The sequence below is a fragment of the Paenibacillus sp. FSL R10-2734 genome (assembly GCF_037963865.1).
Taxonomy (GTDB): domain Bacteria; phylum Bacillota; class Bacilli; order Paenibacillales; family Paenibacillaceae; genus Paenibacillus_AQ.
Genome location: NZ_CP150170.1, coordinates 231,293 through 246,803, shown reverse-complemented (window position 1 = coordinate 246,803; position 15,511 = coordinate 231,293). Strand labels below are relative to the sequence as shown.

The 15,511-nt window shown below is 43.7% G+C and carries 29 protein-coding genes; all 29 read left to right on the top strand.

The features are described 5' to 3' along the window. The first annotated feature begins 9 nt into the window (after positions 1-9). The 29 genes from NSS67_RS01120 (at position 10) to NSS67_RS00980 (ending at position 15,496) form a co-directional block, all read left to right on the top strand. Positions 10-660, top strand: coding sequence for an ATP-binding protein (locus tag NSS67_RS01120; RefSeq protein ID WP_339317953.1), 651 nt, complete (start codon positions 10-12; stop codon positions 658-660). Further along, the gene (locus tag NSS67_RS01115; RefSeq protein ID WP_339317952.1) at positions 647-778 is read left to right on the top strand and encodes a hypothetical protein; all 132 of its coding nucleotides are present in this window, start codon (positions 647-649) and stop codon (positions 776-778) included. Before NSS67_RS01120 ends, NSS67_RS01115 begins: the two co-directional genes overlap by 14 nt. A 144-nt stretch (positions 779-922) precedes the next feature. Next, positions 923-1,156 (top strand): hypothetical protein, encoded by a 234-nt coding sequence (locus tag NSS67_RS01110; RefSeq protein ID WP_339317951.1) that lies wholly within the window; start codon positions 923-925, stop codon positions 1,154-1,156. Between the two features lie 100 nt (positions 1,157-1,256). Continuing rightward, positions 1,257-1,487, top strand: a complete 231-nt coding sequence (locus NSS67_RS01105) for a hypothetical protein (protein ID WP_339317950.1) — start codon at positions 1,257-1,259, stop codon at positions 1,485-1,487. Then, a complete protein-coding gene (locus NSS67_RS01100; protein WP_339317949.1) occupies positions 1,480-1,749 on the top strand; it encodes a hypothetical protein in 270 nt (89 codons plus the stop codon). Before NSS67_RS01105 ends, NSS67_RS01100 begins: the two co-directional genes overlap by 8 nt. Then, a complete protein-coding gene (locus NSS67_RS01095) occupies positions 1,746-2,363 on the top strand; it encodes a hypothetical protein (RefSeq protein WP_339317948.1) in 618 nt (205 codons plus the stop codon). Before NSS67_RS01100 ends, NSS67_RS01095 begins: the two co-directional genes overlap by 4 nt. Then, entirely contained in the window at positions 2,360-2,752 is a 393-nt protein-coding gene (locus NSS67_RS01090) for a hypothetical protein (protein ID WP_339317947.1), read from the top strand. The genes NSS67_RS01095 and NSS67_RS01090 overlap by 4 nt, the downstream gene beginning before the upstream one ends. Next, entirely contained in the window at positions 2,745-3,005 is a 261-nt protein-coding gene (locus NSS67_RS01085; protein ID WP_339317946.1) for a hypothetical protein, read from the top strand. The genes NSS67_RS01090 and NSS67_RS01085 overlap by 8 nt, the downstream gene beginning before the upstream one ends. A 21-nt stretch (positions 3,006-3,026) precedes the next feature. Continuing rightward, positions 3,027-3,248: a hypothetical protein gene (locus tag NSS67_RS01080; RefSeq protein ID WP_339317945.1), complete on the top strand. Its 222-nt coding sequence runs from the start codon at positions 3,027-3,029 to the stop codon at positions 3,246-3,248. Positions 3,249-3,282: 34 nt separating this feature from the next. After that, positions 3,283-3,480 carry a hypothetical protein gene (locus tag NSS67_RS01075; RefSeq protein ID WP_339317944.1) on the top strand — a complete coding sequence of 66 codons (198 nt, stop codon included), beginning with the start codon at positions 3,283-3,285 and terminating at the stop codon, positions 3,478-3,480. Between the two features lie 77 nt (positions 3,481-3,557). Then, entirely contained in the window at positions 3,558-3,803 is a 246-nt protein-coding gene (locus NSS67_RS01070) for a hypothetical protein (protein ID WP_339317943.1), read from the top strand. Beyond that, entirely contained in the window at positions 3,800-4,159 is a 360-nt protein-coding gene (locus NSS67_RS01065; RefSeq protein WP_339317942.1) for a hypothetical protein, read from the top strand. The genes NSS67_RS01070 and NSS67_RS01065 overlap by 4 nt, the downstream gene beginning before the upstream one ends. Positions 4,160-4,244: 85 nt before the next feature. Then, positions 4,245-4,427: a hypothetical protein gene (locus NSS67_RS01060; RefSeq protein ID WP_076298766.1), complete on the top strand. Its 183-nt coding sequence runs from the start codon at positions 4,245-4,247 to the stop codon at positions 4,425-4,427. A gap of 40 nt (positions 4,428-4,467) precedes the next feature. Beyond that, positions 4,468-4,731, top strand: coding sequence for a hypothetical protein (locus tag NSS67_RS01055; protein ID WP_339317941.1), 264 nt, complete (start codon positions 4,468-4,470; stop codon positions 4,729-4,731). Positions 4,732-4,750: 19 nt separating this feature from the next. Continuing rightward, positions 4,751-4,942 carry a hypothetical protein gene (locus NSS67_RS01050; RefSeq protein ID WP_339317940.1) on the top strand — a complete coding sequence of 64 codons (192 nt, stop codon included), beginning with the start codon at positions 4,751-4,753 and terminating at the stop codon, positions 4,940-4,942. Next, on the top strand, positions 4,939-5,268 hold the full coding sequence (locus NSS67_RS01045) for a hypothetical protein (protein WP_339317939.1): 330 nt from the start codon (positions 4,939-4,941) through the stop codon (positions 5,266-5,268). The genes NSS67_RS01050 and NSS67_RS01045 overlap by 4 nt, the downstream gene beginning before the upstream one ends. An 88-nt stretch (positions 5,269-5,356) precedes the next feature. Beyond that, positions 5,357-5,605, top strand: coding sequence for a hypothetical protein (locus NSS67_RS01040; protein ID WP_339317938.1), 249 nt, complete (start codon positions 5,357-5,359; stop codon positions 5,603-5,605). Beyond that, a complete protein-coding gene (locus NSS67_RS01035) occupies positions 5,568-5,912 on the top strand; it encodes a DUF1064 domain-containing protein (RefSeq protein ID WP_339317937.1) in 345 nt (114 codons plus the stop codon). Before NSS67_RS01040 ends, NSS67_RS01035 begins: the two co-directional genes overlap by 38 nt. A 329-nt stretch (positions 5,913-6,241) precedes the next feature. Continuing rightward, positions 6,242-7,237: a hypothetical protein gene (locus tag NSS67_RS01030; protein ID WP_339317936.1), complete on the top strand. Its 996-nt coding sequence runs from the start codon at positions 6,242-6,244 to the stop codon at positions 7,235-7,237. 170 nt (positions 7,238-7,407) lie between these two features. Then, positions 7,408-7,833: a hypothetical protein gene (locus NSS67_RS01025; RefSeq protein WP_339317935.1), complete on the top strand. Its 426-nt coding sequence runs from the start codon at positions 7,408-7,410 to the stop codon at positions 7,831-7,833. 300 nt (positions 7,834-8,133) lie between these two features. Beyond that, the gene (locus tag NSS67_RS01020; protein ID WP_339317934.1) at positions 8,134-8,757 is read left to right on the top strand and encodes a hypothetical protein; all 624 of its coding nucleotides are present in this window, start codon (positions 8,134-8,136) and stop codon (positions 8,755-8,757) included. Then, positions 8,729-10,219, top strand: coding sequence for a phage terminase large subunit (locus tag NSS67_RS01015; protein WP_339317933.1), 1,491 nt, complete (start codon positions 8,729-8,731; stop codon positions 10,217-10,219). Before NSS67_RS01020 ends, NSS67_RS01015 begins: the two co-directional genes overlap by 29 nt. Next, positions 10,216-10,479 (top strand): hypothetical protein, encoded by a 264-nt coding sequence (locus tag NSS67_RS01010; RefSeq protein ID WP_339317932.1) that lies wholly within the window; start codon positions 10,216-10,218, stop codon positions 10,477-10,479. Before NSS67_RS01015 ends, NSS67_RS01010 begins: the two co-directional genes overlap by 4 nt. Then, positions 10,479-10,664, top strand: a complete 186-nt coding sequence (locus NSS67_RS01005; protein WP_339317931.1) for a hypothetical protein — start codon at positions 10,479-10,481, stop codon at positions 10,662-10,664. Before NSS67_RS01010 ends, NSS67_RS01005 begins: the two co-directional genes overlap by 1 nt. After that, complete coding sequence (locus NSS67_RS01000) at positions 10,661-10,876, top strand: hypothetical protein (protein ID WP_339317930.1); 216 nt, start codon at positions 10,661-10,663, stop codon at positions 10,874-10,876. The genes NSS67_RS01005 and NSS67_RS01000 overlap by 4 nt, the downstream gene beginning before the upstream one ends. 27 nt (positions 10,877-10,903) lie before the next feature. Next, the gene (locus NSS67_RS00995; protein ID WP_339317929.1) at positions 10,904-13,009 is read left to right on the top strand and encodes a phage portal protein; all 2,106 of its coding nucleotides are present in this window, start codon (positions 10,904-10,906) and stop codon (positions 13,007-13,009) included. Between the two features lie 10 nt (positions 13,010-13,019). Beyond that, positions 13,020-13,352, top strand: coding sequence for a hypothetical protein (locus tag NSS67_RS00990; RefSeq protein WP_339317928.1), 333 nt, complete (start codon positions 13,020-13,022; stop codon positions 13,350-13,352). A gap of 119 nt (positions 13,353-13,471) precedes the next feature. Next, entirely contained in the window at positions 13,472-14,290 is an 819-nt protein-coding gene (locus tag NSS67_RS00985) for a hypothetical protein (RefSeq protein WP_339317927.1), read from the top strand. Between the two features lie 15 nt (positions 14,291-14,305). Then, complete coding sequence (locus tag NSS67_RS00980) at positions 14,306-15,496, top strand: phage major capsid protein (protein WP_339317926.1); 1,191 nt, start codon at positions 14,306-14,308, stop codon at positions 15,494-15,496. Positions 15,497-15,511: the final 15 nt, after the last annotated feature.

The window sequence follows — 15,511 nt, the reverse complement described above, 5'->3', positions numbered from 1 at the left end:
GAAGAACGAATGTTTAAGAAGTACAACGCGTCGGAGACATTCAACGCAAAGGAACGAGGATACACTTTCAAAACAGCAACGATAGATAACATGAATCGTGAACAGTTTGGTAAAGCAATCGACTTCGTAAAAAACATAAAAAAGCACATTGAAGACGGGACGTGGCTATACATCTTTGGTGATGATGCGAGAGTAAATGAGGTATCAAGAGAAAAAGGAGCTATCCTAAACGCTTACGGTACTGGAAAGACATATCTCATGCAGTGTATGGCTAACGCATTCTCATTACGCAAGATACCAGCCATCTACGTGACCGAGGAACAGCTTTTCAATGATATTAAGTCTACTTATAGCAGGGACAGCGAAGAGAGCGAGGACGAAGCCCTACAGCGGTATTACAGCGTCCCTATTCTGATGATCGACGATATCTTTACCGCACCTTATAAAGAATGGGCTGAGGGTAAACTTTACAGCATCCTGGACGAGCGTATGAAGAACGACAAGGTGACGATAATGACGAGCAACTATTCACTAGGACGCATACACGAACGATTGAAGATAAACGGCGGGAAGATCGGCAGTCGCATAAAAGGACAAGCAGAACAAATTGAAATGTTGGGACCAGATAGAAGGGTGATGAAAAGGGATGAACCAGCGTAAAGAAATCCACGACTATGACCTATACGACGAAGACTTTCGGGAATGGTGGCGGCGCGGACTAGAAGCATTTGGTATGGACCCTAGCATTGCAGATGCAGAAGAGGAGGAAGCAGCCTAATGCGAAGAGTGCGACCAATGAGAATCCTATGTAGACTATTCGGACACAAGTACGACTACAACATGCGGAGATGGCACAAACGGTGTAAGCGGTGTGGGAAGACAGCGTTGTAAGGGGAACAGCATAACAAGGGAGGAAACAGGGATGAGTGAAATACCAAAAATTATGCGGAGGCACAACTTCCAGAAAAAAATGAGTGAACATTTTGATTCGGAAGATGTGCTTAATGACTATGAGTTAGTCCAAAAAATCAGCTATCTTTATGACCACGGAATAACCGTTGGAATGATAAAGGAAGTCTACGATGATATTGAAAATGAAAGATCCGAAGATAACAGAACTGATAATGATTCGATAGAGTGCAGAGAGTACTTCTGACGAAACGTGGTACCCACACAGACGTTCCGCACACAAAGGTAAGCATTTATTGCATGCAGTACATTTTAACGCCACTACGGGGCGTATAGAAGGCGAGAGGGTGGGAGTAATGATAAGTAGAGAAGGAATGATAATAGCGATATTACTATATAGACTAGGCGGTAAAGTCACTATAACTGATGATGAATTAGATAAATTTGAATTGAAAGATACAAAAATCAAAAGTTACTACGATTATAAAAACATGGTGTCAATACTTGAACTTAAAGACTCCGAATCGACCGAATCGCCCAGCGATAGCGGCAGCCGTATAGGGGGTTCCTATGAGTAAACTAACAGAGATTAAAGAAGGATTAACAATAGCGAAAGAACGCGAAATAACAACAGTGCCAATCAAAACAACGGATTTGGAGTACCTACTTTCTCTCCTAGAAGAAAAGGACAAAGCCCTAAAGGAAATAGCTAACTATCGCACATCGTACAAATACGAATTTGTGTACTTAGGAGATGCAACTATGGCACTAAGCGATTGCGGGGATATCGCCCGTAAAGCCATTAATACATCCTCTAACAACGAAGGAGAGACGATATGACACCAGAACGGATAGAAGAGATCAAACAGATTGCAGGAATCAGTGACGAATGGGCTTTGGAAAAGATAGTAGATGAGTTGCTGGCTGCTCTAGAAGAGTCACAACAACGTATTGGAAAACTCGAACTGTATGTTAAGTCACTTGAATTTAACCGAGATGATACGCAAAAACGTGCTAATGAGAAGTTAAGAGAACGCGACACTAAGCTAGTAGAGTCACAGAAGTTGAATGAATCTCTCAATGAGGAAAGCCTTGCAAACTTCCGTGAGGCAGCAAAACGGGGAAAATTATTAGCAGAGGCACAGCAGACCATAGCCCGACAACGGGAGGCGCTGGAATCAGCAAGAAACACAATGGAGGATGCTCTATCCGTTGGTGAGGCACGGTACAAAGATTTTGACACACGGTTATGTCCGTGGGCGGACCTATCGGATGGCGTAGAAAACATAGATGCAGCCCTAGGAAATAAGGAAGGGAGCGACAAGGCACCGCAGAGCACTAGCGAAGGCGGGGAATGCACTTGTGTAGACTGTGGCGGTTTAAATAGTAGTACTTGGGTATGCAAGCAATGCCAAGATAAACGAGATCAGCGGTACAGGGAGGTTCAGTCATGACACAAGTAAAGGATATGACAGACCAGCAGCTTAACCGGGCGCTGGCGGGGTTGATGGGATATAGCGTATCTACTGAAGGTCGATACTTTAACCTTAGCCGATCAAACGGAGATAGCGTTGGAATTTATACAAGAGAAGAAAGTGCATGGACTTTTGTACCCGATTATTGCTCTGATCATGCTGAATCTCAGGAGGTAGAGTCTAGGGCAATAGAGTTGGTGGGAGTGAGATATGCCGAGACTCTTGTGGAGTTGATATCCAAGCCTTCTGACAGAAGGAGACTTGAGCATCATCCATGGGGAATAATCACCGTCGCACTCACCGCCAGCCCCCGAGAGAGGGCAGAGGCGGCATATATCACGCTACAGGGAGCTAAACACAATGGGTGACCAACCAATCGGAATAAAGGACATTAACTATATCGAGATCAAGGCAGGAGACGAGGTAGAAATAAGGTTCCCCTCTTGGAATGGTAAAACGGTAATCTGCCGGGGCATCGTAGAGTACCGAGCTAATGATACGAGCTGCTACGGGTGTGGTTACGGAGTTAATGATCTAGAGCGTGGATTTACCTATCTAAGTTGCATATCACGATCCAGCACACAGATAGTACTTACAGGACCGGGCGATTATTCATTATAGACATTTAAGGGGCGAGAGGATATGAAAGGAGAAAATGTGTGGCCTATATCATCATATTATCGAGGTTCCGAAGACATTAACCGTTGCGCTAATTGCGGAAAACCGATTACGGAAGCCCGTGAGATATTGACTACCCGTTTGTACGATGGTGAATTTGCTTGTTGCAAAGAATGTGACGAAGAACATGAGGAAAAGGGATGTCCTTTTGATGATGGTATCCATTACAGAGATATGAAATATTGATGAATGGATGGTGAGCGTTATGAAAATAGAAAACATGGAAGTATGGTGCAGTCCAGCGACTGGGATAATTTATGCAGGATATACGAAAAATGGCGTATCTATTCAAAAGATTGATGTTACTAAATATGTAGTTAATGCAGTTATGCAACACATGCACGTAAGGGATAAAAACTACGAGTGTGCAGTTGGAGAATTGATTTTTGTGCCGAAGGCCATCGTTTCGACTGAATAGGCGCGAGCCGTAAGAGATCATTCAGATCATTAAGAGAGTAGGAGTATCCCTCCTCTCCCACAAGGAGGATATAAGAGATGGAAAAAGAAGAATTGTCATTGAATTTTGAAACAGGCGAGATTATGAGGGACGAAACACCGATCATGACGCTGGATGAAATGCTGTTCCTCTTGGATTCAGCCAATCAATATAACAACATGTTCCCGATTGAGCAAAGTCAGGAGTTTATGGCGGAGTTAAGAGAGAGAATCGGAGTCGGATTTACCCCTGAACAATTCGCTGAAATCAAGGGATATTTCAAAGATGGGGAGGAAGCCCAATGACACTCTCAAGGGAAGAGATACTAGCGAAGAAACCAGGGAAAGAATTAAACGAGCATGTGATGCGGCATATATTCAATATGAAAAAGGATCCGCAAGGTGCCTCATTTACATGGGTGCATGAAGTTGATGGAGATATAGTAGATTGGCAGCCGGCCTATTTTAGCCCATCGACCAACATATCCGCAGCATGGGAAGTGGAAGATCAGATAAAAAAACTCAGGTTGCATGCTGCTTACGTCTCGGCATTAAAACAAGTTTTAGTAAGAACTGGTGAGTATGTAGGGATGTTTGATTATATTCACGCAAATTCAGAACAGCGCTGTAAGGCTGCACTATTGGCAGTACTGGGATTGTAACGGCCGTCAGGCCTCCGATTCGACCGCAATACTTAGCGTAGCGGAGGCCGCAGGGCTGGATGAACTTATAAGGGGGCTGATACACATGGATAAGCATGACATTGTATACGTTTTGATTAACACGCTGCATGGAAAGGTAGAAATGGCAACGCAAAACGATTCTGAGGCATGGGCATTTTATCGGGATATGAAGGGAATTCGAATACAAGTGTTCATGAACATGAATCTGATTGCAAGTATAGAGCCTACAGTATCAGCGCTGGATTAATTTAGGGGGCTGAGACCTCAATCAAAGGAGACGATACACAATGAAATTTGAACTTTACTCAACGTATGAAATTGAAGGTTCGGCTTTTCTCTGCACTGGATTGAGTGAATCCCAAAACGCTGCTGTACTCAGCCAGGTATTAAGTGATGGGGAAGGGGAGCAGCCTTATATTGAATGGGAAGAAGGCGTTATGATCGTAACCGATCCCTATGAAGGAACGGATATCAAGCCGGTTAGTATATTTAAACCTGGTAAAGAAAAGAGGATCGGCTTGAACAATTCGCTTGTATTTCAAAACATTTAGGTATAAGGGGGAGAAGAGGATGGAATTAACGATCGACGAAATCAAGGAGATGCATGGTGTTCCAGTGTGGTGTCATATTCCGAGTGACAATCCGGCATGGGGCATCGTAGACGTAGAACATGATTGTGTTGTGCTTGGACTGGTATACACTCTGCAATTCAAATACTACGGTGAGTGGCGAGCATTTAGGGAGGGGGAGAAGAGGATATGAGGATCATTAACCGCAAAGAGTTTTTATCCATGCCATCAGGAACCGTTTATTCACACTACATGCCGCAAGTATCCGAAGGATTGATGATAAAAGGAGAAACGCGGACGAATGACTGGTTATATCAAGACCTTCTGTTCAACGTGGAGGGAAACACTTCTGACGAAGCCAGCAAAAAACTTCAGGATGCAGAAGAGAGTGGTACATCATTCAAACTGGATTTGAACTGTGGCAGTCGTGACGGAATGTTTGAAGAAGATCAACTGTTCATGGTGTATGAAAAGGCAGATATCGAAAGTTTGATTGAAGAGCTGAAATGTTGTTTGTAGGCCGAAGGGCTCCGATTCGACCGAATTACCCAGTTTACGGGGGCCGATGAATCCCTTCTGCTCCCCATAAAGAGAGGAACAAGACAATATGATCAATTGGATAAAGTTTGACCCGGCGAATACGCCAAAAGTTGGGGAGAAATATCTTGTAACTGACAAATTTGATGTTGATATATCTGGATATGTAGATCCTTTAGAAACAGGAGCATATTGGGAAGTTGAACAAACATGGAGTGATTCACCCGTAGTGTATGTTGCTTACTACGCTCATATCAATATGCCAAGGGAGGATAAAGACAATGAGCAGCAAGTACGGAGCGAAAAAGACGAAAGTTGACGAGATTATCTTCGACTCACGCGCTGAAGCCAAGAGGTACCGTGAATTAATGCTCCTGAAACGCACTGGTGAGGTCACAGAGGTCGAGTTACAGCCATCATACGTATTAATGCCCGGTTTCAAACACAAAGCCACAGGCAAGCGTGTACAAGCTATCACGTACAAGGCAGATTTCTTAGTAACGTATGCAGATGGTCATCAAGAGATTGAGGATGTGAAAGGAATGAAGACTCCTGTCTACTCACTTAAGAAAAAGCTATTCATGCATGCTTATCCAGACTTGCAGATACGAGAGATAAGCGCATGATGGCGGCATGGATCAACATAGGTGAGTCTTACGAGCTTGTGAGCGAATATGGAGCCCGTGTAGGCACTCTTAAAACGTTGGACAAGCAAATACATCGCCGTAACTTAAAGTCGCTGTATGAGCCTCCTATTGGCTTTAGAGTGGATAAGTTTAAATTTGTTGAAAAACGACTCATGAAGAGAATATCAGCGTGAAATAAAGTTGAAGAAAAACGAAGAAATCGAGAGATAATAGTACAATAATGGTAGTGAATATAGTATAATATAGGTAATAATCAATAATTTGAACGTATATGAGACGAGAGGACTGATTTTGTGAATATTTATGAAATGACGTTGCAGGAATTAAGAGATTACAAGGAGATTCTAACGCAGACAAATCAATCACAAGACGAAATCAACCGAGTCTCTAACCGAATCGCTGAGCTGGAACTAGAAGAACAAGGTAAAGCGGAGGAATTGCAAGTAGTTACGGCAGAGGCTGCGAAGTTTATGGAAACACTGGACTTTGAAGGTATTAATCCCAAGGATCTGTTTATCAACCACAGAGAAGAAAAGGCAGAGGCATCTTATAATTACGTTAATGCTGTTATACAAAACGCTGTAGTTGAGATGAAAAAGGTAGACTTGCTGGAAATCAAGGAACTGAAAGCAGCTAATGCAGTGTTGCAGGAGAAATTTAATCAGTCTGAAGAAGCAAACGAAGCTTTGAAGCACATTGTTGATACCGCTAAATTAGATATCAATGACGCGATCAGCAAACGTGATGCGGCGGCAAAGGCGCTGGATGAAGCGAATGCAGAAATTGCAAGATTGAATGGTCATCTTGAAGATCTCCGTAAAGAAATTGCAGTCGGTGCCGTAAACGCAACTAAAGTTGTTGAAGTGGATGTTCGTAGTGCGCGTGAAAAATTGGATGAAGAGCGTAAAAAAGAAGAAGAAGCTAAACCTGTTATTTACAATCTGCGGTGGGAAGATGATATCAAACGGACTCATTACCTTGCAGAACTCGCGAAGACGGATGAAACTATTCGGTTTAAGTATTTAGAGAAAGGGAGATACCGGGTGGTGACCAGCGAAGAAGCGCCCTCGTTTCGCGCCGCCTACCTCGAAGAGCAAGAACGTAATCATGAGGATATGGCACAACATAGCAGTGTGGAGGACGAGCCAGTAACGGTACCAGCCTTTCGTGATGAAGATACCAACAGCGCAACCAGTGGAGTGGATCAGGCAGACACTAGTGGCGAAGTGGCAAGACCGAGTGTTGAAAAAAGACTTGAAGCGCTTGAGTTAGCAGTATTCGGATCAGTGAGGGATGCAGCCTAATGGCTGCTTTTCTCTCATGAAAATAGGCGATAGAGTACTTCACAAGTCGGGTAATAAGGGAACGGTAAAGAGTATTTCAGATCGATGGATATTCGTTGCGTTAGATGGAATGAATATAGGTATACCATACAGTGCCAGTAGCCTGGAAGTAATAGAAGAGGAGGGAGAACATGGACAGTAACCATGTCATTGAACTGTTGAAGAACTTTAGATCATATGATTATGCAGCTAACAACTGTCATAGAGATGAATCAATTATATTGCCAAAAGTGTACAGCGAACGGAGACGAAACAATAACTCATGGGATGAATATCGCTATAATCGAATCGTAAACGTGGTTAAGGGTGCTGTTGCTGAAGTGCTCAGCGATGATCATAGACAGATTATCAATCGCAAATACTTAGATCGCAACACACTTACTCTAAGCGAGATATCGTCAATTATGCATAAAGACCCTGCAACGGTATCGAGGTGGCATAAGGAAGCCATTAAGCGACTCACAATAGCTTTGCAGCCACTCACTGAGGACGAACGCGAAATTAATAACATTGACCACATGTTTGATAAGGAATGGGAGTTCAAGGAGTCAGCATAGATCAATTTATTGCACGCAAATGCATGCGGGTAAATGGTAGAATTATAGTATAAGGAACATGGGCATGGGCGGTTGATGGCTGGATGCGCAGTCACCGTCCACTCTGTTTCTTGCTAACTTCACTCACTCCTTACTCAGCGTCGATTGCTACGGGTCGGCGCTACTTTTTTTAGCAACAGCCAATCAGCACCAGATGGATAACCAAGGATCGGGGATAGCCCGGTCGGCTGAGTGGATTGTATATATGATGTGATGGCGAATTTGGGTACTCACGTGGCAATCATTTAGGTGGTTAGGCGCGTGCTTGGGTTCACAGCCCTTGATCACATACAGCAAGAGGTAACGGTTATCGCCGTTGCCTTTTTTTGTTTTTATTTCTGCATCGAGACGACCGAAATACTAAGCGAAGCGAGGCCGGATAAGGGTGAAGCAATCAGACAGATGGATATACCTCTTATACACATCAATGTTTATAGCATACACAGGGATCATTTATTTAACTTACTACTGGAGGTGAACACAATGGGAGCAGGTGTAGCCCTTGATGATGAACGTAAAGAACGAATCAGAGCCCTGCTTACCACAGGTAAGTCTAAGAATCTCATAGCTAAAGAAGTTGGGGTGTCATGGGCAACAGTGGATAAGATTAGTAAGGAAGATCCTGATGAGCTTGAGACATTACGAGAAGATAAAAAGCAGAGGATGATTGATAGCATTTGGGCGAGTTTGGAAGACGCTCAAGAATTGGGACACAGTATGATCAAAGAAGCAAAACAAGGAATACGTGATATACCGTTAAACCAGATTTCCACATACTACGGAACATTGTACGACAAGATGGCGCTCATGAATGGAGAGTCAACAGCGAACATCGGTGGAGGGTTGGTGATCAGCATTGGGATACCAGACAAAGCCGAAGAGTAAAGTTATTAAGTTCCCCTATCAACCACAGAATAGGCAAAAGTTGTTTCACTATACCACAACTGATCCTAAGTATATGGCAGATGAAATTTTATACGGTGGTGCAGCAGGTGGAGGGAAGTCGGCAGCAATTGTTGGTGATGCGTTCAAGAACGCTGTAAAGTACGAGGGAATCAACATATTAGTGCTGAGACGTACCTTGGGCGAGCTTGAAGGCAGCATCATCTTAAAGATGCTGGAGTGGTACCCCAGGGAAATATGCAAATACAACTCAAGTAAGCACGTTTGGGAGATAAACATACCAGGACGAGCAGTAAGCCGCATATGGTGTGGTTACTGCGAACAAGAGAATGATGTGTATCGCTATCAAGGTAAAGAATTCGAAATTATTTATATTGACGAGGCAACTCACTTTACCTATACACAGTTTAAATATTTAAAGTCACGTAACCGTACAGCGAATCAGAAAGCTATAGCTGATGGTTTACGACCACACATGAAATTAACTACTAACCCGGGTGGTGTTGGTCACGTATGGGTTAAGAAGCGTTTCATAGATATTGGTGAGTGGGAACAATCGCATGATATACAAGAATTAGACGACGAAGATCAACCTGTGACTGATCGCAAAGGTCAGCCAGTTACGACTCGTCGTATTTTTATACCTGCTAAGCTCAGCGACAATCAGTATATTGACAGTGACTATGAAAATAAATTGCTGACAATGGAAGACAAACTGAGAAGACAATTGCTGGATGGAGATTGGGATGCATTAGAAGGTCAATTCTTCAGTGAGTTTAGCCGGGCAATTCACGTTGTTGAACCAATTGATATTCCTACAGATTGGAAACGATTTAGGATGATGGACGAGGGTTATAACGACCCATTCGTTTGTTTATGGGCAGCTCTAGATAGAGAAGGCAATTGTTACATTTACAGAGAGTTTATCAAGAGTCGTTTGCTATCAAGTGAACAGGCAACTAAAACAAATGAGCTCACTTATAACGAAAAGATCAGTTATAGTGTGGGCGATACATCGTTCTGGAATAAAGGTAAAGCAGATGGTAAGTCGCCTTTTGAAGTGTTTGCAGAGTTAGGCATACCAATGATGCAAGCCACAAAAGAACGTGTAAATGGGTGGAAACGTGTAAGGGAATGGCTTCATGTATTTGACGATACTGATCCGGTAACAGGAGAAACGTACAAGAACGCAAGGCTGAAGATATTCAAAAACTGCAAAGGTCTTATTGAGGCGTTACCAGCAATGATCATTGATGACCATAACCCTGAGGATATCGAGGATCACACTTTGGACCATGCTCCGGACGCTTTGCGTTATGGACTAATGAGTAGACCTTCGCCAACTAAACCGTTGGACAAAAATATAGACACCAGCCCTGAAGCAAGGGTAAGACGCAACATAGCAAAACAAGCAAAGCCAAATAAAGGGGCGAGAGCAGTATGATTTACGTTGTAGGTGCGTTGGCAGTAATCATTGTAATCCAGATCATATATGCCGATCGACTTGATAGCAGACGAAGAAAATATGCAGATGAACTGTGCGATAGGTGGATAACCGAACGTGACAAGTGGAATGTAGAACGCCAACAGCTACTTGATCGCATACAGGCGCCCACATATGACCACTTGAAGCATCATGAAGCGAAGATTATCAAGGCTAGTAATGTGCCAGTTAAAGAAACAAATCCGCTGGAGGTTGTGTGATGGAAGAACTCACTAGATTGTTTTTGAGACGGTCAGAACTAATGAGACAAACTTTCTACAATCAACCTGCGTGGGATGAAAACAATTTTCTTATCAATTTGATGATGGACAAGATGAGTATTCCAGAAATAAACCAAGCATGGGATGCGTACATGGAAATGGAAAGGGAGCGATTGGAACAATGAAACTTTTCAAACTTGAGATAGGAAACACACTGGAATATGCTCCTGCTGAGTCCTTAGAAGACATGGATGAACGCAAGGCTGATATTGACCCACAATTTGATTTCTTACCTGTTGAGATAACAGAGTTAATTATTCCAGGTTATGAGATTACTGTTACACCATTAGACGACGATAAGCCAAAGGGTAAGAGTACAAGACAACGTAAGGAGTAACACCAACACCAGAGAGGAGGTGACGGATTGGAGAATAAGCTAACTGAATCAGAGTGGATATCTAAGGTTGATGAGATGCTGAAAACGGGTGAGGACAACTCAACTCGTAAGCAGATACTCATCAACCTTAATTATTATCTATCGAACCAGTGGATCGGATGGGATGGTGCATCTCGTACTGTGAGAGCTCTGCCGCACGATGGACAGGAACGCATTACTCATAATGTGATTCAGCCGCGTGTCATGACTAAGCTCGCTAAACAGACGAAGAACCGCATCAAATACGATGTTACACCGGACACAGCTGACCAGACGCGAATAGAGATCGCTAAGGCAGCGACCAAGTTTATACACGCTTGGTGGGATACCGAGGATATGGACCTGAAGACGCGTGACATATTCCTCAACGGAAACGTTAAGTCATATTGCGCTGCTAAAGTGTTCTTCGACAGCGAATCAGGTGATGATATCAGACCATCAGAGGGTGATCCTGGCTATGAGGAATGGAAAGAGGCTGGTGAGAATCCACTAAATACTGGTGAGATCAAATTACGTGTATGTGATCCATTGACTTTATATATTGATCCTTCTGCCACCACAGATGATGAAATTAGATGGATCGTGGAAGAGAAACCACGTGACATTGATTACGTTAATGACAAGTACGGCAAAGAGGTTACCGCTGATGAAACCGTCACCTATGCTCCAAGTTTTGATATTAGTGGAGGTAGCAATGACACCACGCGTAAGAACAAAAATATGGTCATGGTACGCGAGTTATGGATGAATCCATGTAAGAAGTACCCGAAAGGGTTGAAGGTCACCACGACCCGTACAGAGTTCTTAGACATCGATGAAAACGCCGGAGATAGTCCTTATATCCTGTTTGGGGATATCCCAATACCTGGCAGTGTGAAGTACAAGGCTTTCATTGAATCAATGTTGCCAATACAACGCGGGTTAAACATTGCGTTAACCATGTTCTCCACCAATATGAAGAAGATGGGCGCTACTAAATGGTCTGTACCTCTTGGATCTGGCGTGGATGAGGAAGACTTGAACGATGAAATCAGTGGGATTATCTACTACAACGCAGCATCTGGCGGTGAAGTGAAACGCATACCTGGTGCTGATGTTCCGAATGGCTTCGATCGTATCATCGAGTATTACAACCGACTGATTGATGACATGTCTGGAGCTAGGGAAATTGCAACTGGTAGTTTACCAGCAGGATTAGATACAGCGTCTGGTCTACAACTCATGGTTGAGCAAGAGAATGAGAAGATGGCTGTTAACTCGCAGAACTATGAACGTGGAATGAAGAAGGTCTTAAAACGCGTCCTGCGTCTCATGAAGAAACACTACACTGAGGAACGTATGAGCCGAATACTAGGACCGGACAACGAAATTGAGTTGGTAAGCTTCATGGGCTCTGATTTGAGCGGTGAGGAAGATATCAATATCGTTCAAGGATCAAGCTTACCAGAGATGAAGTCAGCTCAGCAGGACCGCATCATGACGCTTTGGAATGCTGGAGCCATTGTCACTAAAGAAGGTGCACCAGATCCAAGCACTTTCCTTAAGATGATGGGTCTTGGAGATTCCACAGAGTTGTTTGAGCAGAACCAGTTGGATGAGAACAAATCCAAGATGGAGAATAAAACGTTCTTGAAGATGGCCGAGGACGAACAAGTCCAGATGATGCTTCAAGCGCAACAAAAGTTTATGCAGGCACAGCAGGAGGGATTTGATCCTTCACAGATGGGCATGCAACCACCGCCACCAATACCAGGCGCTCCTATCGTGCGAGACTTTTATGATCATGAGATACACATTTACAACCACAACATATTGCGCAAGTCGAGCGATTACGAAGGATTGCCGCCAGCAATGCAACAACTCATAGATGCACACGTTGCAGAGCATGAGGCAGCCTTACAAGAACCTATCATTGCACAGCAACAAGCAGAGGCAGAAGCTCAACAGGCTGAGCAGGAAAGCAAGAGCAATGAAGCATCAGCACAACATGATAGGGCTTTGGAGCTAAAGTCGATGGACAACCAGTCTAAGGTGCAGAGTGAACAAATTAAATCTCAGACAGCCTTACAAGCAGCTGGAATGAGACAAATGTAGGAGGGATCGTATGGGTGCAGAAGTATTTACAGACGATGACGGAAAAACGAAAGTTAGGGTGGTGATCGAAGGTATGAGTGTTAAAGCAAATGATATTACTGATGCTACTACAGTGGGTAAGGCGGTTCTTACAGCTGCAGATGGTGCCGCAGCACGTACAGCAATTGGGGCAGGCACATCAAATCTGATAATCGGGTCTGCTGCAGCTAATGCCGCTGCTGGTAATCATACTCATACTGCTACAACCATAACCTCTACTGCAATATCCCCAGGAACAGCAACGAATGTACAGGGGATACTCGCCGAACTTGCTGCAAGAATAACAGCTTTAGAAACTCCATAACAGAATGTATATAATCAAACAATTTTAGGGCCTCCCCAGTGCAGGGGTGGCCCTTTTATCTGTAGTTAATTTGTCGGGCGTTAATGATCTATGGTCGCCGCATAGAGAGGAGAACAATCATGAAGACACGTTTAATACTAGATTTACAGTTATTTGCTGACGAAGATCCGGGCGTAGAATCCGCACCTGCCGCCGAGGTGTCAACTGAAACTGCAACACCAGAAGTTGAAATACCGGAAACGGTATCTGAATCTGAAACGGGCGTAGAAGAACAGGTTGCCGCCGAACCTGAGAAACAGAACAACTTCGAAAAAGCATTCGCTAAGCGCCTTGCTGCTGAACGTAGCAAATGGGACAGCGAAACTGCTGAGAAATACAAGGATTATGACACTCATAAAGAGCTCAGCCAATATCTGCAGGAGATTAACGGTGCCGATGCGCTCACACTCAAGGAACAGATTGAGATGAGCAGACTCCAAAATCGAGCGGAAGCTAACGAAATTTCACCGGATATGCAAAAGAAGCTCGAATATCTGGAAGAAAAGGCCGCAAAAGCTGACAAATTGGAAGAAAAACAGCAGGAAGAACAGCGTATTCAAACATATTTCAGCACGTTAGAGGGATTCGCCAAGGATAAGGGTGTTGATTCAGAAAAACTCAATGCATTCATGGTTGAGAATGAACTCACCTACGACCCTGCTAACCCTGAGAAAAGCTTCAATCTTGCTCACAAGGCAATGCGTGCTGATGAACTGGAACAGCAACTATCGACAGCTAAAGAAACGGCTGTTAAGGAATATCTCCAAAGCAAGTCGGCTCCACGTGTAGAAGGATCCGGTACTCCGGGTGTAGTCACTGAAGACACTAGCAAGATGGGTTGGAAAGATATTAACGAACGAATTGTCGCGAGGATGAATGCAGCAAATCAATCACAATAAAAGGGGAAATGACAAATGGCAGGATCATTAAAAACACTAGAAGATGCAATGAAGATAGATTATCTTCCTAAGGTTCGGGAAAATGTAAACAATGGCGCTAACTATTTTATCATGATGCTGATGAAAAAGGTTGAAACGCTTAACGGCGGCGGAAAAAACTTTTCTGTCCCTCACCACTTTGGACGTAACTCTGGTGTAGGATCTGGAACAGAATCCGGAACACTACCAACAGCAGGGAACCAACAATACAAAAGTTCAACAGGTAATGTTGGATATGTGCATGGTCGCTTGCAAGTGACTAACGCAGCTATCCAAGCAACGAAGAAAGATGCCACTACTTACGTTAAAGAAATGACTGCAGAAGTTAATGGTTTGATCACAGACACCAAAAACTATGTACAACGTGCATTTTTCGGTGATGGATCTGGTAAACTGGCAGCATTTGAAGTTAATACAGGCGTTAATACACTTAAAGTCGATAACGTTAAAGCGTTTTTCATTGGCATGATTATCGATATTATGAATACTGGCGGCACTGTATCGGTTGCAGGAAGAACAGTAACAGCCATCAACCCTGTAGCTAAGACAATTACAGTAGATGGTGCCGCAGTAACGACAGCTGCAACAGACTTTCCAGTAGTAAAAGGGACTTATAACCTTGATCCAATGGGTCTATCCGGTATCATTTCTGATACGGCTACACTTCAAACTCTCGATCCTGCTATTCATACGTGGTGGAAAGCTACTATTTTGTCCGGAAGTCCTGCAGGAACTGGTCGTGCAATCTCAGATGCTCTCCTTCGCCAACTCGTAGACTTCGTAGACTTGGCATCCGGTAAAAAAGTGGAATGGCTGTCTGCCGGACATGGCGTGCGTGCTGCATATGAGGCTGTGTTGACAGCTAACAAGCGATACGTTAACCCAATGCAACTTGAAGGTGGATATACTGCCCTTGAATTCGATGGTATGCCAATGGTCGTAGATAAGTATATGCCTGACAAACAAATCTACGCTGGTAACTGGAATGACATGAACATTTACCAAACATCTGCGCTTGATTGGATGGAAGAGGATGGTTCGATGTTCAGTCGTGTAGCTAACAGCCCTCAGTACGAAGCAACAGCTTTCTGGTATTACACAGTTGTGTGCCACGCTCGTAACGCTTATGCAGCTTTGAAAGACATCAACATTCCATCTGGTTATTAATACTATAGGGGGCTT